17 protein-coding genes are annotated in these 19,729 nt (G+C 61.9%); 3 read left to right on the forward strand and 14 right to left on the reverse strand.

Annotated elements, in window-relative coordinates:
• Positions 1 to 36: 36 nt before the first annotated feature.
• The 11 genes from nuoL to CRP40_RS03455 form a co-directional block, all read right to left on the reverse strand.
• Entirely contained in the window at positions 37 to 1,890 is a 1,854-nt protein-coding gene (gene nuoL, locus CRP40_RS03405) for an NADH-quinone oxidoreductase subunit L (RefSeq protein WP_027916255.1), read from the reverse strand.
• Positions 1,887 to 2,195, reverse strand: a complete 309-nt coding sequence (gene nuoK / locus CRP40_RS03410) for an NADH-quinone oxidoreductase subunit NuoK (RefSeq protein ID WP_003251446.1) — start codon at positions 2,193 to 2,195, stop codon at positions 1,887 to 1,889. The genes nuoL and nuoK overlap by 4 nt, the downstream gene beginning before the upstream one ends.
• 3 nt (positions 2,196 to 2,198) lie before the next feature.
• Entirely contained in the window at positions 2,199 to 2,699 is a 501-nt protein-coding gene (gene nuoJ / locus CRP40_RS03415; RefSeq protein ID WP_023534783.1) for an NADH-quinone oxidoreductase subunit J, read from the reverse strand.
• Positions 2,700 to 2,709: 10 nt separating this feature from the next.
• Entirely contained in the window at positions 2,710 to 3,258 is a 549-nt protein-coding gene (gene nuoI / locus CRP40_RS03420; RefSeq protein ID WP_023534793.1) for an NADH-quinone oxidoreductase subunit NuoI, read from the reverse strand.
• Between the two features lie 11 nt (positions 3,259 to 3,269).
• Entirely contained in the window at positions 3,270 to 4,277 is a 1,008-nt protein-coding gene (gene nuoH / locus CRP40_RS03425; RefSeq protein WP_027916254.1) for an NADH-quinone oxidoreductase subunit NuoH, read from the reverse strand.
• Entirely contained in the window at positions 4,274 to 6,988 is a 2,715-nt protein-coding gene (gene nuoG / locus CRP40_RS03430) for an NADH-quinone oxidoreductase subunit NuoG (RefSeq protein ID WP_027916253.1), read from the reverse strand. The genes nuoH and nuoG overlap by 4 nt, the downstream gene beginning before the upstream one ends.
• Positions 6,989 to 7,121: 133 nt before the next feature.
• Positions 7,122 to 8,501, reverse strand: coding sequence for an NADH-quinone oxidoreductase subunit NuoF (gene nuoF, locus CRP40_RS03435; protein WP_023534745.1), 1,380 nt, complete (start codon positions 8,499 to 8,501; stop codon positions 7,122 to 7,124).
• Positions 8,498 to 8,995: an NADH-quinone oxidoreductase subunit NuoE gene (gene nuoE, locus CRP40_RS03440; protein WP_027916252.1), complete on the reverse strand. Its 498-nt coding sequence runs from the start codon at positions 8,993 to 8,995 to the stop codon at positions 8,498 to 8,500. The genes nuoF and nuoE overlap by 4 nt, the downstream gene beginning before the upstream one ends.
• Positions 8,996 to 8,997: 2 nt before the next feature.
• Entirely contained in the window at positions 8,998 to 10,779 is a 1,782-nt protein-coding gene (nuoC, locus tag CRP40_RS03445; protein ID WP_023534867.1) for an NADH-quinone oxidoreductase subunit C/D, read from the reverse strand.
• A gap of 79 nt (positions 10,780 to 10,858) precedes the next feature.
• Positions 10,859 to 11,536, reverse strand: a complete 678-nt coding sequence (locus CRP40_RS03450; RefSeq protein ID WP_023534774.1) for an NADH-quinone oxidoreductase subunit B — start codon at positions 11,534 to 11,536, stop codon at positions 10,859 to 10,861.
• A 9-nt stretch (positions 11,537 to 11,545) separates the two neighbouring features.
• Entirely contained in the window at positions 11,546 to 11,959 is a 414-nt protein-coding gene (locus CRP40_RS03455; RefSeq protein WP_008096178.1) for an NADH-quinone oxidoreductase subunit A, read from the reverse strand.
• 900 nt (positions 11,960 to 12,859) lie between these two features.
• On the opposite strand from CRP40_RS03455, the gene CRP40_RS03460 reads away from it, so the two are divergent.
• Positions 12,860 to 13,102 (forward strand): hypothetical protein, encoded by a 243-nt coding sequence (locus CRP40_RS03460; protein WP_027916251.1) that lies wholly within the window; start codon positions 12,860 to 12,862, stop codon positions 13,100 to 13,102.
• 152 nt (positions 13,103 to 13,254) lie between these two features.
• Positions 13,255 to 13,518 (forward strand): DUF3077 domain-containing protein, encoded by a 264-nt coding sequence (locus tag CRP40_RS03465; RefSeq protein ID WP_027916250.1) that lies wholly within the window; start codon positions 13,255 to 13,257, stop codon positions 13,516 to 13,518.
• A 176-nt stretch (positions 13,519 to 13,694) separates the two neighbouring features.
• Here CRP40_RS03465 and CRP40_RS03470 read toward each other — a convergent pair whose 3' ends face one another.
• The 3 genes from CRP40_RS03470 to CRP40_RS03480 form a co-directional block, all read right to left on the reverse strand.
• Positions 13,695 to 14,966: a hypothetical protein gene (locus CRP40_RS03470; RefSeq protein WP_141400896.1), complete on the reverse strand. Its 1,272-nt coding sequence runs from the start codon at positions 14,964 to 14,966 to the stop codon at positions 13,695 to 13,697.
• 240 nt (positions 14,967 to 15,206) lie between these two features.
• Positions 15,207 to 16,532: an isocitrate lyase gene (aceA, locus tag CRP40_RS03475; RefSeq protein ID WP_023534769.1), complete on the reverse strand. Its 1,326-nt coding sequence runs from the start codon at positions 16,530 to 16,532 to the stop codon at positions 15,207 to 15,209.
• A 484-nt stretch (positions 16,533 to 17,016) separates the two neighbouring features.
• A complete protein-coding gene (locus CRP40_RS03480; RefSeq protein ID WP_027916248.1) occupies positions 17,017 to 17,751 on the reverse strand; it encodes a secretin N-terminal domain-containing protein in 735 nt (244 codons plus the stop codon).
• Between the two features lie 208 nt (positions 17,752 to 17,959).
• Here CRP40_RS03480 and CRP40_RS03485 point away from each other — a divergent pair, with 208 nt between their 5' ends.
• Positions 17,960 to 19,666, forward strand: a complete 1,707-nt coding sequence (locus CRP40_RS03485) for a S8/S53 family peptidase (RefSeq protein WP_027916247.1) — start codon at positions 17,960 to 17,962, stop codon at positions 19,664 to 19,666.
• Positions 19,667 to 19,729: the final 63 nt, after the last annotated feature.

Genomic DNA, 19,729 nt, shown 5'->3' on the forward strand with positions numbered 1-19,729 from the left:
CCTTTTGCAGGGTCGCAAGGTTCGCAAGGTTCATGGTCATACCGCGGCCACTACCACAGCGCCGAGTACCAGCACTGCGCCAATGGCGATGGAGGCGGTATACCAGCGCAGCTGGCCCGTCTCGGTCTTGGTCATGGCCACGTGGCCACCGCGAGCCAGACGAGGGATCAGGCCGATACCGCGGTCAACCGGGTCTTTGCGCAGCAGGTGGCTGATCAGCAGGTAGGGCTTGACGAACAGCTTGTCGTAGATCCAGTCGAAGCCCCAGGCCGCGAACCACCAGGCCGACAGCACGCGGCCGATGCCACTGTTGGCCACCGCGCTGACGAAGCTGCGCTTGCCCAGGAACAGCAAGGCGGCGAGCAGGATACCGGCAATGGCAATGGCGCCCGAGGTGATCTCCAGAGCATGCTTGGCCTCACCGCCGGCATGGCCTGCGCTTTGAGGCAGCACGTCAGCCAACGGCGGTGTGATCCATGCGCCGACGAAGGTCGACAGCACGATCAGCACGCCCAGTGGCAGCCAATGGCTGATGCCGTGGCCGGCGTGGGCTTCGGTCTTCGCTTCGCCGTGGAAGGCGATGAAGATCAGGCGGAAGGTGTACAGCGAGGTCATGAAGGCGCCGAGCAGGCCGGCGTACAGCAGGCCGGAGTTGCCGCTGGCAAAGGCTTCCCACAGGATCTCGTCCTTGGAGTAGAAGCCTACGGTCACGATCGGCAAGGCCGCCAGGGCAGCGCCACCGACCACGAAGCTGGCGTAGGCCAGCGGCAGTTTCTTCCACAGCCCGCCCATCTTGAAGATGTTCTGCTCGTGGTGGCAGGCCACGATGACGGCGCCCGAAGCCAGGAACAGCAGCGCCTTGAAGAAGGCGTGGGTCATCAAGTGGAAGATCGCCGCATCCCAGGCGCCGACGCCCAGTGCCAGGAACATGTAGCCGATCTGGCTCATGGTCGAGTAGGCCAGGATACGCTTGATGTCGGTTTGCACCAGTGCAGCGAAGCCCGCCAGCACCAGGGTAACGCCACCCACCACGCCCACCAGGTGCAGGATGTCCGGCGCCAGCAGGAACAGGCCATTGGTACGGGCAATCAGGTAGACACCGGCCGTTACCATCGTCGCCGCGTGGATCAGCGCCGACACCGGGGTCGGGCCGGCCATGGCGTCCGCCAACCAGGTCTGCAGCGGTAGCTGCGCGGATTTGCCCACGGCGCCGCCGAGCAGCATCAGCGTTGCCAACACCATCCAGGTATCGCCGGCCTGGAATTTCTGCGGTGCCAGCACCAGCAGTTCCTGGACGTTCAGCGTGCCCAGCTGGGCGAACAGGATGAACAGGCCGATGGCCATGAACACGTCGCCGATACGGGTCACGATGAAGGCCTTGAGCGCTGCGTTACCATTGTTGCGGTTGCTGTAGTAGAAACCGATCAACAGGTAGGAACACAGGCCTACGCCTTCCCAGCCGAAGTAGATGAACAGCAGGTTGTCGCCCAGGATCAGGAACAGCATGCTGGCGATGAACAGGTTGGTGTACGAGAAGAACCGTGAGTAGCCGGTCTCGCCACGCATGTACCAGGACGCGAACAAGTGGATCAGGAAACCCACACCTGTCACTACGCCCAGCATGGTGACCGACAGGCCATCGAGGTACAGGGTGAAGTTCGGCGCAAAACCATCCACCGACATCCACTGCCACAGCAGCTGGCTGTACGCACCGCCTTCAGGCGGGGCGACGTTGAATTGCCAGATCACGTAGGCGGCCGTGGCCGCCGACAGGCCAACCGAACCGACGCCGATCAAGGCGGACAGGTTCTCCGAGAACCTCCCGCGCGAGAACGACAGCAGCACAAAGCCCACAAGGGGGAAGACGAAAGTCAGGAAGAGAAGGTTCATCCGCGCATCTCACTGGCAGCATCGATGTCGAGAGTGTGGAAGCGGCGATACAGCTGCAGCAGGATGGCCAAGCCAATGCTGGCCTCGGCTGCTGCCAGGCTGATCACCAGAATGAACATCACCTGGCCATCGGGTTGGACCCAACGGGCACCGGCGACGACGAACGCCAGGGCAGAGGCGTTCATCATGACTTCCAGGCTCATGAGTACGAAGAGGATGTTGCGGCGGACCATCAGGCCAACCAGACCTAAGCAGAACAGGATGCCGGCGACGGCCAGGCCATGTTCGAGAGGGATAGCACCCATGATTTACTCCTTCGCCTCATTGCGGCCCAGGTGGAAGGCGGTGACCGCTGCCGCGAGCAGCAGCATCGACGCCAGTTCGACCACCAGCAGGTAGGGGCCGAACAGGCTCACACCCACTGCTTTCGGGCCCACGGTGGTACCGCTGATGGCAGCGCCGCTGGGTGCGACGAACAGCACGTACAGCAGCTCCACCAGCAACAGGGCGCCAAGGATCACCGGCCCTGCCCAGATGCCGGGCTTGAGCCAGCCGCGCTCCTGGGCAACCGAAGCCGGCCCCAGGTTGAGCATCATCACCACGAAGACGAACAGCACCATGATGGCGCCGGCATAGGCGATCACTTCCAGGGCGCCCGCGAACGGCGCACCCAGGGAAAAGAAGATCATCGCCACGGAAATCAGCGAGATGATCAGGTAGAGCAGGGCGTGCACGGGGTTTGTGCCGGTCACCACCCGAAGGGTGGACACCACGGCGATCCCGGATGCGAAGTAGAAAGCGAATTCCATCTTTCTGTCCTTATGGGAGCAAGCTCTTCACGTTGATCGGCTCGGCTTCGTTCTGCGCAGCGCCTTTCGGCTTGCCAGCGATCGCCATGCCCGCAACACGGTAGAAGTTGTAGTCAGGGTTCTTGCCGGGGCCGGAGATCAGCAGATCTTCTTTCTCGTACACCAGGTCCTGACGCTTGAACTCGGCCATTTCGAAATCCGGAGTCAGCTGGATTGCGGTGGTCGGGCACGCTTCTTCGCACAGGCCACAGAAGATGCAGCGCGAGAAGTTGATGCGGAAGAACTCCGGGTACCAACGGCCGTCGTCGGTTTCTGCCTTCTGCAGCGAGATGCAGCCCACCGGGCAGGCCACCGCGCACAGGTTGCAGGCCACGCAGCGCTCTTCGCCATCAGGGTCGCGCGTCAGGACGATGCGGCCACGGTAGCGTGGGGGCAGGTACACGGGTTCTTCGGGGTACTGCAGGGTGTCGCGCTTGCGAAACCCGTGGGAGAACACCATGGCCAGGCTGCGCAGCTGGGTGCCGGTGCCCTTAACGATGTCGCCGATATACTTGAACATGGGTCAAATCCTCACTGGGCCGCGACGGCTGGCGTGTTGTAAAGCACGATCGCAGCGGTCACCAGCAAATTGATCAGGGTCAGCGGCAGGCAGAACTTCCAGCTGAAGTCCATCACCTGGTCATAGCGTGGGCGCGGAATGGAGGCGCGCAGCAGGATGAACAGCATGATGAAGAACGCGGTCTTCAGGGCGAACCACAGGAACGACAGTTGCGGCAGGATGCCGAACGGGCCGTGCCATCCGCCGAAGAACAGGGTGACCAGCAGCGCCGAGATGAGGATGATGCCGATGTACTCACCGACGAAGAACATGCCCCATTTCATGCCGGCATACTCGATGTGGTAGCCGTCGGCCAGTTCCTGTTCCGCTTCCGGCTGGTCGAAGGGGTGACGGTGAGTCACGGCCACGCCAGCGATGAAGAAGGTGCAGAAGCCGAAGAACTGCGGAATGATGAACCACAGGTTCTGCGCCTGGTACTCGACGATGTCGCGCATGTTGAACGAACCGACCTGTACCACCACGCCCATCAGCGCCAGGCCCAGGAACACTTCGTACGACACGGTCTGGGCCGAGGCCCGCAAGCTGCCCAGCAAGGCGTACTTGTTGTTCGAGGACCAGCCGGCGAACAGGACGGCATAGACCGACAGACCTGCCATGGCGAAGAAGAACAGCAGGCCGATGTTCAGGTCGGCCACGCCCCAGGTCGGGGTGATCGGAATGACCACGAAGGCAATCAGCAGGGCGCTCATGGCCACGACGGGTGCCAGGGTAAAGATCACGCGGTCGACGAAGGGCGGGTTCCAGTCTTCCTTGAAGAACATCTTCAACATGTCGGCAGCGATCTGGAACATGCCGAACGGGCCAACGCGGTTCGGACCGTAACGGTCCTGCCACCAGCCCAGCAGGCGCCGCTCGATGAAGCTGAGCAGCGCGCCGCAGACCACCACCGCCAGCAGGACCACGATTGCCCTTAGCACGGTGAGGATCACGTCGATCACTTCGGGGGTGAACCAGCTCATTGTGCTGCCTCCTGCAGGCCTTCGACGGATGCCCCGAACACGGCAGGCGGGATGCCGGCCAAGCCCTTGGGCAGCGCGACCAGGCCAGCGCCCAGCGCTTCATTGATACGCAGCGGCAGGCGCAGCGCCACACCCGCGACGTTCAGGTCCAGCAGGGCACCTTCGTTGACGCCCAGGCGATCGGCTTCGGACTTGGCCAGGGCCACGTAGGCAGCCGGGATGCGCGTTTGCACCGGCGCGGCACGCGAGGAGCTTTCTTCGCTGCCGAACAGGTGGAAGAACGGTACCGCTGTCCAGGTGCCGCGGGCCGGGTTGAAGGCGCCAGGTACCGTGGTGAACCAGGCCAGGCCATCACCTTTGGATTCGATCAGCCGCACGCCTGGGTCGCCGGCACGCAAGTGACCACCCACCTCATCCTGAAACTTGTTCCAGGCCTGGGGCGAGTTCCAACCTGGCGACCAGGCGAACGGGACCTGCTGGCGTGGCTCGGCCGAGCCCGAATACCCTTCCATGGAGAAGGCGAACGCGGTATCGCGATCTTGCGGGGTACGCGGCTCGTGCACGCTGATGTTGGCGCGCATGGCGGTGCGCCCGGAGTAGCGCAGCGGCTCACGGGCAAGCTTCAGGCCCTTGATGCGGAAGGCGGCGCTTGGCGCGGCATCGACGATGCCAGCCAGTTGCGGGGCCGCCTGGGCGCAGGCGTGGGTAACGTGGTCCAGTTGGGTCCAGTCCACGGGCTTGGCCAGCAGGGTGGCACGCAGGGCGTGCATCCAGCGCCAGCCTTCGTGGACCTGGATGCTGCTGTCCAGGTACTGCGGGTCGAACACCTGGAAGAAGCGCTGGGCACGGCCTTCCTGGCTGACCAGGGTGCCGTCGCCTTCGGCGAAGGAGGCGGCCGGCAGTACCAGGTGAGCGCGCTCGACCGTCGGGGTTCTGGAGTGGTCGGCAACGATGACCACCTTGGCCGCTGCCAGGGCAGCATCCACCTTGGCTGCAGGGACGCGGGCGTAGAGGTCGTTTTCCAGCACCACGATGGCGTCGGCCTTGCCGTCGATGACCGCATCCAGTGCGGCGTCGACCGACTCGCCACCCAGCATGGCCAGGCCAAGGCTGTTGGCTTCAGGCACCACCAGGCTCAAGGAGCCTTGTTTGTCGCGCAGCTTCAGGGCCTTGGCGATGTTGGCGGCTGCTTCGATCAGCGAAGCATCGGCCAGCGAGGTGCCGGCAATGACCAGCGGGCGCTTGGCCGCGATCAGGGCATCGGCGATGCGCTGGGCCAGCGCCTTGGCCTCGTCGTCCAGGCCGGCGACGGCTGGCGCACTTGGGTCGATGGCATGGGCCACGGCAAAACCGAGACGGGCCAGGTCCGCCGGGGCTGCATGCACGCATTCTTCGGCCACGTCGTCGAGCTTGGTCTCGGCCAGGCTGGCGATGAACAGGGGGTACAGCGCATGCTGACCGATGTTCTTGACGGCAGCGTCGAGCCACGGCTGAACCTTCATCGCCTCGGCCATGGCCTCGGCCTTGCCCTTGGTGGCCTGGCGCACGGCCAGGGCGACGCGGGCAGCGGTCTGGGTCAGGTCTTCACCGAGCACGAATACCGCATCATGGTCTTCGATGTCGCGCAGGGTCGGAACGGGCAGGGGGCTGTTGTTCAGCACCTCTAGCGCCAGACGCACGCGCGTCAGCTCACCGGCTTCCATCCCGCAGTGGAAATACTCGGCACCGACTAGTTCGCGCAGGCCATAGTTGCTTTCGAGGCTGGCGCGTGGCGAACCGATACCGACGATGGTACGGCCGCGCAGCAGGTCGGCGGCTTTGTCCAGGGCCGCGTCCAGGCCCAACTTGGTGCCGTCGGCCAGTTGCGCCTGGCGTGGACGATCCGTGCGGTTGACGTAGCCATAGCCGAAGCGGCCTCGGTCGCACAGGAAGTACTGGTTCACCGAGCCGTTGAAACGGTTCTCGATGCGGCGCAGTTCACCGTAACGCTCGCCTGGGCTGATGTTGCAGCCACTGGAGCAACCGTGGCAGATGCTCGGGGCAAACTGCATGTCCCACTTGCGGTTGTAGCGCTCGGAGTGGGTTTTGTCGGTGAACACGCCGGTTGGGCAGACTTCGGTCAGGTTGCCCGAGAACTCGCTTTCCAGCACACCGTCTTCGACGCGCCCGAAATACACGTTGTCATGGGCGCCATAGACACCCAGGTCGGTGCCACCGGCGTAGTCCTTGTAGTAACGCACGCAGCGGTAGCAGGCGATGCAGCGGTTCATCTCATGGGCGATGAACGGACCGAGGTCCTGGTTCTGGTGGGTGCGCTTGGTGAAGCGATAGCGGCGCTCGTTGTGGCCGGTCATCACTGTCATGTCTTGCAGGTGGCAGTGCCCGCCTTCCTCGCACACCGGGCAGTCGTGCGGGTGGTTGGTCATCAGCCATTCGACGACGCTGGCGCGAAACGCCTTGGACTCGTCATCGTCGATGGAGATCCAGGTACCGTCGGATGCAGGCGTCATGCAGGACATGACGATACGCCCGCGCGTGTCGTTCTCGTCGGTGTACTGCTTGACCGCACATTGGCGGCAGGCACCGACGCTGCCAAGCGCCGGGTGCCAGCAGAAATAAGGGATGTCGAGGCCAAGTGACAGACAGGCCTGTAACAGGTTGTCTGCACCGTTGACTTCGAGCGCTTTGCCGTCTACGTGGATAGTGGCCATTGTTCAAAGTTCTTCGTTGGCCCGCGTGAGCAGGCGTGGCTAATGGAAATCGGTAAGCCTGCGACACGCCGCGATCGGGTCGGGCCTGTCGGCAAGCTGGCGAGTGGCACGGACCACCCGCAGGAACATCGTGTTATGCGCCGACTACGGTCGGCCCGGCCTGAAGCGGTCTTGCCAGGTCAGGGCGCAACGCCTCGCCAGCGACAACCGGTGCGACACCGGCCTCGAACTCCGAGCGGAAGTACTTGATGGCACTGCCAAGCGGCTCCACCGCACCGGGTGCGTGGGCGCAGAAGGTACGGCCTGGGCCGAGGAAGTTGACCAGCCCCAGCAGGGTCTCGATGTCTTCGGCGCGGCCCTGGCGGTTCTCCAGGGCGCGCAGCATCTTCACGCTCCAGGGCAGGCCGTCACGGCACGGTGTGCACCAGCCGCACGACTCACGGGCGAAGAACTCCTCCATGTTGCGCAGCAGCGAGACCATGCTGACACTGTCGTCCACCGCCATGGCAAGGCCGGTCCCCATGCGGGTGCCGACTTTGGCGATACCGCCCGCGTACATTTGCGCGTCCAGGTGCTCGGGCAGCAGGAAACCGGTGCCGGCCCCGCCGGGCTGCCAGCACTTGAGCCGGAAGCCGTCGCGCATGCCGCCCGCGTAGTCCTCGAACAGTTCGCGTGCGGTGACGCCAAACGGCAGCTCCCACAGGCCTGGGTTCTTGACCTTGCCGGAGAAGCCCATCAGCTTGGTGCCATGGTCTTCGCTGCCTTCGCGGGCCAGCGACTTGTACCAGTCGTTGCCATTGGCGACGATGGCCGGCACGTTGCACAGGGTCTCGACGTTGTTCACGCAGGTCGGCTTGCCCCACACGCCCACGGCGGCAGGGAAGGGCGGCTTGGAGCGTGGGTTGGCGCGGCGACCTTCGAGCGAGTTGATCAGCGCGGTTTCTTCACCGCAGATATAGCGGCCTGCACCGGTGTGCACGAACAGCTCGAAATCGAAGCCGCTGCCCAGGACGTTCTTGCCCAGCAGGCCAGCGGCCTTGGCTTCATCGATGGCACGGTTGAGGTTTTTTGCCGCCGTGGTGTATTCGCCGCGCAAGAAGATGTAGCCGCGGTAGGCCTTCAGCGCGCGGGCGCTGATCAGCATGCCTTCGATCAGCAGATGGGGCTGTTGCTCCATCAGCATGCGGTCCTTCCAGGTGTTGGGCTCCATTTCATCGGCGTTACACAACAGGTAACGGATGTTCATGGACTCATCCTTGGGCATCAGGCCCCACTTCACCCCGGTGGGGAAGCCCGCGCCACCACGGCCCTTGAGGCCGGAGTCCTTGACGCTTTGCACGATCTCGTCAGCCGACATCTGCGCCAGCGCCTTGCGGGCAGCGGCGTAGCCGTTCTTCGATTCGTACTCGGCCAGCCAGACCGGCTCGCCGTCTTCACGCAGGCGCCAGGTCAGCGGATGGGTTTCAGCCGAGCGCGCGATGCGGTTGGCCGGGCCGAAGGAAGTGATGGTCATGCGTAACCCTCCAGCAGCTTGGAGACGCCAGCAGGCTGCACGTCGCCAAAGGTGTCGTCGTCGATCATCAGCGCCGGGGCCTTGTCGCAGTTGCCAAGGCAGCAGACCGGCAGCAGGGTGAAGCGGCCATCGGCAGTCGTTTGACCCAGGCCGATGCCCAGCTCGCTCTGGATCTGGCTGACCACCGACTCGTGGCCGCCGATGTAGCACACCATGCTGTCGCACACGCGGATAATGTGGCGGCCCACCGGCTGGCGGAAGATCTGGCTGTAGAAGGTGGCGACGCCTTCGACGTCGCTGGCCGGGATGCCCAGCACCTCGCCGATGGCGTGGATGGCGCCGTCCGGCACCCAGCCACGGGCTTTCTGCACGATCTTCAGGGCTTCGATGGACGCCGCACGCGGGTCCTCGTAGTGGTGCATTTCATGCTCGATGGCCGAGCGTTCGGTTTCGCTCAGGGCGAAACGGTCTGTCTGGATAAGCGTGCTGTTCATGCTTAGCGGTCCACGTCAGCCATAACGAAGTCGATACTGCCCAGGTACGCAATGAGGTCGGCGACCATGCTGCCTTTGATCACCGAGGGGATCTGCTGCAGGTGCGGGTAGCTCGGGGTGCGGATCCGGGTGCGGTAGCTCATGGTGCCGCCGTCGCTCGTCAGGTAGTAACTGTTGATGCCCTTGGTCGCCTCGATCATCTGGAACGACTCGTTGGCCGGCATGACCGGGCCCCACGACACTTGCAGGAAGTGGGTGATCAGGGTCTCGATGTGCTGCAGGGTGCGCTCTTTGGGTGGCGGCGTGGTCAGCGGATGGTCCGCCTTGTACGGGCCTTCGGGCATGTTGCGCAGGCACTGGTCGATGATGCGGATACTCTGGCGCATCTCCTCGACGCGGACCATGCAGCGATCGTAGGCATCGCCGTTGTGGGCCAGTGGTACTTCGAATTCGAAGTTTTCGTAGCCGGAGTAGGGGCGGGCCTTGCGCAGGTCGAAGTCGCAACCGGTGGAGCGCAGGCCGGCACCGGTGGTGCCCCAGGCCAGTGCCTCTTGCGTGTTGTAGGCGGCCACGCCAATGGTACGGCCCTTGAGGATGCTGTTCTGCAGCGCGGCCTTGGTGTATTCGTCCAGGCGCTTGGGCAGCCACTCGACGAAATCCTTGACCAGTTTGTCCCAGCCACGCGGCAGGTCGTGGGCGACGCCACCGATACGGTACCAGGCCGGGTGCAGACGGAAACCGGTGATCGCCTCGATCACCGTGTACGCGCGCTGGCGGTCGGTGAAGGTGAAGAACACCGGGGTCATGGCGCCCACGTCCTGGATGTAGGTGCCCAGGAACAGCAAGTGGCTGGTGATACGGAAGAATTCGGCGAGCATGATGCGAATCACGTCGACCTTTTGCGGCACCTGGATGCCGGCCAGCTTTTCCACCGCCAGAACGTACGGCAGGTTGTTCATCACACCGCCGAGGTAGTCGATACGGTCGGTGTAAGGAATGAAGCTGTGCCAGGACTGACGTTCGGCCATTTTCTCGGCACCACGGTGGTGGTAGCCGATGTCCGGTACGCAGTCGACGATTTCTTCACCGTCGAGTTGCAGGACGATACGGAAGGCACCGTGGGCAGACGGGTGGTTGGGGCCAAGGTTGAGGAACATGTAGTCCTCGTTGGCGCCCTGGCGCTTCATGCCCCAGGCTTCGGGGTTGAAGCGCGCCGACTCTTCCTCAAGCTGCTGCTTGGCCAGGGTCAGGCTGTAGGGATCGAACTCGGTGGCGCGGGCCGGATAGTCCTTGCGCAGCGGGTGACCTTCCCAGGTCGGCGGCATCATGATGCGGCTCAGGTGCGGGTGGCCAGCGAAATCGATGCCGAACATGTCCCACACTTCACGCTCGTACCAGTTGGCGTTGGGCCAGATGCTGGTCACCGACGGCAGGTTCAGGTCGCCTTCGCTGAGCGAGACCTTGATCATCACATCGCTGTTACGCTCGATCGACAGCAGGTGGTAGAACACGCTGAAGTCGGCGGCAGGCAGGCCGCGGCGCTGGGTGCGCAGGCGCTCGTCGACGCCGTGCAGGTCGTACAGCATGCTGTAGGGCTTGGCCACACCGCGCAGGAAGCTCAGCACTTCCTTGAGCTGGGCGCGCTTGACCCACAGCACGGGCATGCCGGTGCGGGTTTCCTGGGCGACGAATGCTTCGGCGCCAAAACGGTTGTGCAATTCGACGACCACATCTTGGTCGTTTGCCTTGTAGGGCGGAATGTAAATAGCGTTGTCCGCTGTCATGGTCTCGGTCGCTTTGGGTCAACGTTAAGAATGAAGCCAGGCCGCCGGCACCCTCGGGCGCCGGCGGCAGGTCGCTGGATCAGACTTCGTCGGGGCTGCGCAGGTTGGTGACGGCAATGCGCTGTTCACGACGCAGCTCCTTCTGGGCGGGCATCTCGGCACGGTAAATGCCTTGATCGCCCACGACCCAGGAAAGCGGACGTCGCTCTTGGCCGATCGACTCCTGCAGCAGCATCAAGCCTTGCAGGAAAGCCTCAGGGCGTGGCGGACAGCCGGGCACGTAGACGTCCACGGGGAGGAACTTGTCGACCCCCTGAACGACCGAGTAGATGTCGTACATGCCGCCGGAGTTGGCGCACGAACCCATGGAAATGACCCATTTGGGCTCGAGCATCTGCTCGTAGAGACGCTGGATGATCGGCGCCATCTTGATGAAGCAGGTACCGGCAATGACCATGAAGTCGGCCTGGCGCGGCGAGGCCCGGATGACTTCGGCGCCGAAGCGGGCGATGTCGTGGGGTGCCGTGAAGGCCGTGGTCATTTCCACGTAGCAGCAGGACAGGCCGAAGTTGTACGGCCACAGGGAGTTCTTGCGGCCCCAGTTGACGGCGCCACGCAGCACATCTTCGAGCTTGCCCATGAAGATGTTCTTGTGGACCTGGTCTTCGAGCAGTTGATCGGTGACGGTTTCCCGTTCACCGACCGGGTATTGCTCATTGGGTGCGTCCGGATCGATTCTGGTGAGATTGTATTGCATGCCAAAGCCTCATTGTTTCAGCTTCGCTTGCCGCTTGCGGCGACCTTCGGGAGCCCAGTCAAGGGCCCCGACGCGCCATAGGTAGACAAGACCTGCCAACAGAATTGCTATGAAAACGAGTGCTTCGACGAACCCGGTCCAGCCGCTTTCGCGGACGGACACAGACCATGCAAAGAGAAAGAGGGCTTCGATATCGAAGATCACGAAGAGCATCGCGACCAGATAGAATTTTGCCGACAGGCGCAAGCGAGCGCTGCCGGTGGGCAGCATGCCGGATTCGAAGGGTTCGTTCTTGGCGCGACCCCAAGCCTTGCTGCCGAGCAGGCTGGACAGGCCGAGCATGAAGGCACACAGGCCGACGACACCCAGAAGGAAAATGGCAAAGCCCCAGTTGTGGGCGATGAGTCCTGCCGAATCGGACATGCTTCAAATCCTTATACAGAGACCCAGCTCTGCAGTCTGAAATAAGTGTAGAGCGGCGACGTGGTGTCGCACTTGCAGTGACCAAATGTCGCAGCTGAATCAATCCTGCTGATTTTATGGGTAAACCCGGTGCAAGTAAAATTTCCGTAGCAAATTTATTCGCAGGTTCAACAACACATTCGGCTTGTAACTGGCTGAAAGCCTTAAGATTCGGGCATTGCGCGTGCTTTTGTTAATTATGTTTCTTGCGAGTGGTAACGAATTACGAATTGAGTAATGATAATTAATATCATCTAGCGCTGCGCTTCTTAGTTGGTCCGTTCTGCGCCGTGTAAAGTTCATCTGCAGATTTCCTGTGCTTGCAAATGCGAAAAGCCCGTGTTCTAGCAGTTTTCGACACGCTGGGTACCGCTCTGGATCAATACTAAAGCGTGAGCGCGTTGGTTGGGCCATGTGCCGCTGTGGTCTGTAGCATAGACCAGGGTGCTCTGATTGCCCTGACCTTGGGGCAGGCGCTAGGTGGGCGGCGCTCGCTTTCTGCGACACCGTCTACGCAAAGGAGGTGGCTCAGCGCCAGGTGCAGTTGGGCGCAAGGGCACTGGAATGTCGGATTTAACCCCTTCCCTGTAGGGCATTTCCCAAACATACTCTTGCCGCCTGTTTTCCGTTGCGGCTGCCCGGGCGGCGCTCTAGTCTCGGCCTGTCGTTGCTCATCAACGACACAGCTTTGACAGGCTGTGACGGTAAATAGTGCGCGGCTTTCCTATATGGTGGCTGTGCGTGCGGGCACGCTTGCGTGCGCCGGAACTTAGCTATTTCCGCCGGTCTGTCAACCCACGCACAGCTGCCGCCCTTCTGTTTGACAGCAGGTGGGTGGCCAGCCCTAGAAGGTAAATAGCTATGTTGAAGATAGTCCCTGATCCACCCCGCAACTCCCATTCCCTCGAAGACACCCTGACCCAGGCCACCGACCACGCACTCTGCGCAGCTACCGTGGTGCATCAGGTCTTGCTCCTACAGCCCAGGTCCCCGGCATCGATCCTGATGATGACCACGATGCATGAACTCGAAGCGCTTCGAGCTTTGCTTGAGTCGGCCTTGATCCAAGTGCAGATCCCGGCGGGTGCCAAGCCTTTGCATTGAAGCTGATCGATGTGCAGCTACAGCCGGTCTTTGGCGGTTAAGCCGCGCCTTCCCGATCACCGCAGCTCGCAAGGTTCCACATCCACGGCGGGAGCGGATCTGGCTGCGTCAGGGGCCGGCCATGCAGTAGGAAATTTCCAGGGGATTCGAAAATGACCACAGAAGACACACAGTTCACCGTCGGTCAAACCACCTTTTGCCAAGGCGAAAACGGCACCCACGCGTTGTTTCGCATCGAGCCCGGCATACCGTGTCGGGATGCTCGCGAGCAGTCGTCGGAGTTGATGGGTTACGTTCGCGAATTGACCATCATCGGCCTGACGGAAGAGAGGCCGATGATGATCTGGGCGGCCCACTACCTCAGCGCCATGGCCAAAGCGTTGATGGACGACGCCGAGCTGGGCATGGCGCAGTGATTTTCGGCCAGATGGCCTAGCCTAGCGACTTGCGTGGTCTGGCGCCGCGCAAGGCCGCTGCTACAGGGCAGGCGTACCAGTGGTAGGTCAGTGCACTCAGGTGAAGGCCCACAAGCCATGAAGCGTTGGCCCCGTCCTTGACTGCTACATCCTTATCACCGATGGCTTTCGACCGGCTACCGCGTCAGGCGTACCAGATAGATGCCGGTACGAGGATCTGTTGCAAGCTTCAGGTTACAGGCGACAAGCGGCTGGCCATTGCTTTGACAGCTGACCTCCAGGGCCGTCCCGCTCTCCCCGACAAATGCCCAGCCAGCAGTACCGAAATCATCGTCCAAGGTGCCATCACCGTTGAAGCGCAACAGGGCAAATGGGTCGCGTGCTGCTTCGTCTTCATACAGCACGCTCAGGTAAATTTTTTCGTGATCGCCTGGTTGCCCATCGAAGGCCAGGTCCAGCGCGGAAGCCATGACCAATGGGTTCTTTTGAATAATGACAGGTTGCCCTGCATTGAAATGGGTGTTGGGCGTACCGTCGCATTTGAAAGACATGAGCGCGGAACCTTCATCATAGGTATTGATGTCGGTCCGGCACGCCAGCACGAAGTCAGTGTTGGAGGTGGACTGTTCAAGACGCGCTGCAAGCAGCGTGTGCCCGGGCGTGCTCAACTGCAAATGGCCGCGCGCGGCAAACGTCTCGTCAACGTTGGCTCGGTTATCAAGGCGGGTCACGATGACGTGGCTGTGGTAATCCTCGGTAGGCATAGGCGCGTGCGCGGCATAAATACCTTGTTCATTTACCGCTATCGTGCCCAGTAGCACGGGCTGCCCCTGGTGTTCAGCGCGCCAGAAGCCGGTGCCATTGAACTCGGTAGCCAAATCCCCTTTCAGCGAAATGGCAACAATATGATCGCGCGAATGAAAGTAGAGGACGCCGTCCCGAATTCTGCCGCTGGCGCTTTGCTGGACATTGGAACTGCGGTGCTTGGAGGCGGGGGTTGACTTGATTGGCCGGTCCTGGCGCATGGAGCTGATCGACCGATAAACACGGTAGGCCTGTCCATTTTCGCCAAATTGCGTGTCGGGCTTACCATCTGGGAGCACGTGAAAGACGACGGGACAAAACGAATTCGGGGCATCGTTGTAGTCACCTACCACATAGATTCCCTCGGTTTCGTCCGCAACGATCGTGGACAGATAGACCCGTAAGGCACCGGTGTATTCAACGGTGGCGACCCCGTCGGTTCCAAACTCTCGGTCAGGCGCTCCGCCAGCTCCTAGCCGTAGCAGTTTGATGTATTGCTCAGCCCTGTGAGCCGAGGACAGGAGGATGTGTCCGGTTGATTCGAGCAAGGCCATTGGGCCAGCGTGGTTGTAGTGGTTGTGCCAAAAGCGGCCTCTTGAAGCAAACGTAGGGTCCAGCTCACCGGCTTTGGAAATCGTTGGCATGATGCGACTCCTGATTGGGCCAGTCGCAAGGTTTACAGAAGAGGCTGCTGCAAAAAACTGGTAATACTGCTAGGCGTCGATTGCAGAAAAACTCATCGCGCTTTGCGAAGCCCCTTGTTCTTTGCCAAGAAACCCCGGACCGCGTGCAGGTTTGGTGTGGCTTGATCTGGCCAACTTCAGCAAAACGAAGGCCCGGTGCCTTCACAAGCTCCGGGCCTTCGTTCAACCGCAACCCACTGGTTAGTGGAACTGCTCTTCTTCAGTCGAACCGGTCAGTGCGGTCACCGACGAAGCCCCACCCTGAATCACAGTGGTCATGTCATCGAAGTAGCCCGTACCCACTTCCTGCTGATGCGCCACGAAGGTGTAGCCCTTGCTGGCGTCGGCGAACTCCTGCTCTTGCAGCTTGACGTAGGCGGTCATGTCGTTGCGGGCGTAGTCGTGCGCCAGGTTGAACATGCCATGCCACATGTTGTGGATGCCGGCCAGGGTGATGAACTGGTGCTTGTAGCCCATGGCCGACAGCTCGCGCTGGAATTTGGCGATGGTGGCATCGTCCAGGTTCTTCTTCCAGTTGAAGGAAGGCGAGCAGTTGTACGAGAGGATCTGGTCCGGGTACTCCTTCTTGATCGCTTCGGCGAAGCGGCGGGCTTCGTCCAGGTCCGGCTTGGCGGTTTCGCACCAGATGAGGTCGGCGTAGGGGGCGTAAGCCAGGCCGCGGGCGATGGCCTGGTCGAGGCCGGCGCGTACTTTGTAGAAGCCTTCACGGGTGCGCTCGCCGATCACGAACGGCTGATCGTATGGGTCGCAGTCACTGGTCAGCAGGTCGGCGGCGTTGGCGTCGGTACGGGCCAGAATGATGGTCGGCACGCCCGAAACATCGGCTGCCAGGCGCGCGGCGACCAGCTTTTGCACGGCTTCCTGGGTAGGTACCAAAACTTTGCCGCCCATGTGGCCGCACTTTTTCACCGAGGCCAGCTGGTCTTCGAAGTGCACGCCAGCCGCGCCCGCTTCGATCATGTTCTTCATCAGCTCGTAGGCATTGAGCACGCCGCCAAAGCCTGCTTCTGCGTCAGCCACGATAGGCGCGAAGTAGTCGATGTAGCCTTCATCACCAGGGTTCTTGCCTGCCTTCCACTGGATCTGGTCGGCGCGGCGGAAGGAGTTGTTGATGCGCTTGACCACCGTCGGCACCGAGTCGACAGGGTACAGCGACTGGTCGGGGTACATGGACTCGGCAGAGTTGTTGTCGGCAGCTACCTGCCAGCCCGACAGGTAGATGGCCTGGATGCCTGCCTTGACCTGTTGCACGGCCTGGCCACCGGTGAGGGCGCCCATGCAATTGACGAAGTCTTTTTCCGGGCGGAACGATGGATGTGCACCTTGAGTGACCAGTTTCCACAGCTTTTCAGCACCCAGGCGGGCCAGGGTATGCTCCGGCTGCAGGGAGCCACGCAGGCGAACGACATCGGCGGCAGTGTAGGTACGGGTCACGCCTTTCCAGCGCGGGTTTTCGGCCCAGTCTTTCTCAAGGGCTGCAATTTGCTGTTCGCGTGTCAGTGCCATGGAAGTAAACCTCGTCGCATCGATCTTGGATTAGTTGTGCGGATGCTCGGGGCAGATCAGGGCGCTGGCGGCAGTCCTGTTCAAGCGGGTACGGCGGCAGCGGGCAAGGATGGGGTGCAAGGCGGGCAGTCATGTGCATCAGTGCCCCTGCAGGTCGGCTCGTGGATGCCTCGCTGCGGAGCTACACGAATGCTGTGACGGCGGTGACGCACTTGAGTCCCTCGAAACCACTTGCTCGGTGCAGTCGCAACCTCGTCGAACGGCCTTATGGGCTGTACGGACACGGGGCGCCTCCACGGTGACGGAGGGCGCCCCAAGGCCCTTGCCAGGGCCCCTGATTAGCGGGAGCGAGGCCATCATGCCCTCGCTAAAAAGTGCCTGTCAAACGTTTTGTAGTGCTTTTTTAGGTCTACTACATCTTTGGTCTAATACGACTCATCAGTCAGTTCAGAGGCCTTTGGTCGAGGCCGCAGACTGTCTCGGATCAGTCCAAAACATCGACTTTTACCCGCACTGTCATGTTTTTTCCCCGTTCAGTGCTGTAGGTATGGCTTCCGGTACTAAAGCCGGCCTGGCTCTGCTGGTTATACCCGGCCATATCGATCCACTCACCCACCTTGCCGGTGAGGGTTGTGTCGGTGCTTTGAACATCCACTACATCTGCACGTTCGCGGCTGATGCGATCATTATTAGTGCTGATCTGCAGGCGAACGGTGTCTCCAGTGAGCGTCGGTGTTACGTAAAAGCCTTGGGTTACATTGCGGTATTGGGTATCGCTCTGCACACGCCCATATCCATCGGTACTGGAGCTGGTTACGGGGATGCTCTGGCCGACCTGAACCAGCGCTGGCTGACCTTCACTGGCCTGGATCTGCTGCACGCCGCCGTCGCGGTTGGAGGTGCCGCGGCGGATGATCTTCGCGTTGCCGCGCTTATCCTGAAATTGGCTGTCGCTGGTATCGACGCTGATCAGCAAGCGTTTGGCGGCGGTGTCCAGTTGCTTGAGTAGCTCACGCAGTTCGCCAATGCGTTGCGGGCTGGCATTGACGATGAGTTTGTTCTCGAAGGCGCTGACAGTACCGTCCTGGCCGATGAAGGCTTGCGCGGGCGGCAGCAACTCGGCGCTGCTGCGGTGCTGCAGTGGCACGACCTCAGTTTGGGCTTGTGCGGTCAGGCTGACCAGCAGTGCCAGCGAGATGAAAAGCGGGCGTGTGGACATGGGCAAGGTCTCCGTAAAAGGTGAGTGTAATCGCTGCATCGGCAGCACCCGAACTTCCTGAGCCATTTCGCAGCAATTGATGCCTGGGCCCTCAGTAGTGCCCACCTGTGGCTCGGCCTCCACAAGGAGGGTCTTGAAGGGCAGGGTAACGGCTGAACCTTGGCAGGGGCCGTGGGTCGCAATCACAGGTTATCCGAGGACGACTGTCATGAAACGCTGGTTCATCGTATGGGCGTGCTTGTGGAGCGCCGGTCTGCAGGCGGCGCCTGATACGCTGCGCATCCAGCAACTGCAACGCTGCGGTGATCGACTGAGTGCCGAGCGCCAGCAGTGGTGCCTGCGCGTGACCGGCCTAGGTGAACAGGCGCCAACACTCAAGGTTGGGGGTGTGGCGGTACCTGCTGGAGCGTTGGAGCGCCAGGGGGACACGCTCACGCTGACCCTTGAACACCCGTCTGGGCCAAGTGCGCCGTTGTGGCTGGAGGTCGACGGGCAGGCCAGCAACCCTGTGTGGTTGACCCGTCAGCGCAGCCATGTGGTCGCCGCAGGCCCCGATGAAGTGGCCAAGAACATGGACGGCCTGACCACCTACCTGAATCTGGTCAGTGTGCTGATAGAGGAAAGATACGACGGTCTGCAGGAGGCGCGGCGCATTGCCGACAAGTACGGGGCGCAGGTGGTGGGTGCCATAGCGCCACTGAACGTCTACCAATTGCGCTTGCCGGTGCACGATCTGGTGCAACGGGACGCCATGATCCTACGCATGGGCACGGAGGTCAGTGTCGATGCGGTGATCGTTGAAGAGTCGGCTCCCGAGCGGGGCGAGGAGGGGGACGGGCGCGCCGAACCGGCCATCACCCAGGCGGACGAATGGGCCGCCAACCGCTTCATGGACGCCCTGTACTACTATCAGCGCCGCATCCCTGCATCCAGAATTCCCGTCCAGCCTGTGCGCGTGGGGGTGATCGAAAGGGGTGTGGACTTCGATGCGCCTGGCTTCAAGGGTTATCGCGGCGCCTGCCAGCACGGGCAGACATGCGTGTATGCCAGGGACGTCAGCGAGCCTGCTAGCCATGGCACCCACGTGGCGGGCATTTATGCCGCCCAGGACGAGGGGTTTCTCGCTGGCCTGGGCAAGGCCAGCCCGGGGTTCGATGTGATCGTCGACCGTAATTCCGATGCCGGTATCACGGCCAATATCGCTGCATCGGTCAACCTGGTGCAAGACGGTGTGCGGGTGCTGAATTGGAGTTGGGGCATCCACCGAGTAGGTGCGCGTAACATCAAAGGGGATGAGGTCGATTCGCTGGTCCGTTCCGGGCTGGCCATGAGCGGTTACGAGGAGCTGCTCGAGGAGTTCTTCCTGTGGCTGCGGGCCAAGCATCCGGATGTCATCGTGGTGAATTCGGCGGGTAATGGGGCTTCGTGGTCGGGCACGGACGAATATCGGCTACCGTCGTCATTCGTCACCGAACAGTTGCTCGTGGTGGGCGGCCATCAGCGCAGTGAACACGCTGTCCCGGTCAATGACCCGCGCCATGTGCGCAAGCGCCACAGCTCCAACATCGACAGCCGCGTGGATGTCAGTGCCGCTGCATGCCTGCGGCCCTCCGGCGCAAAGCCCCATTGCGGCACGTCCTATGCCACGCCTTTAGTGGCGGCCACCGTGGCCGCGATGCTGGCGATCAATCCGGCGCTGACCCCAGCGCAGGTGCGCATGTTGCTACGGCGTAGTGCGCTGACCCTTGGCGAGCAGCAGGATTTCGAGGCGATGGATGCCGAGGACCTGACTGCCCCCATCTTGCCGTCGGAGCGAGGCGGGCGCCTGGATGATCCGGACCTTGGGCGGTCTGCACGGCTGGACATGCAGCGTGCCCTGGATTTGGCGGTGCAGAGTCGCGATCGGGTGCGCTGATCGGTGGCTCCTGCCTGACAAATTCCGTAACATCGCGCCTTTACTTTCGCGCTCCGTCCGTTC

The sequence above is a fragment of the Pseudomonas sp. URMO17WK12:I9 genome, from assembly GCF_900230165.1.
Lineage (GTDB): Bacteria > Pseudomonadota > Gammaproteobacteria > Pseudomonadales > Pseudomonadaceae > Aquipseudomonas > Aquipseudomonas fulva.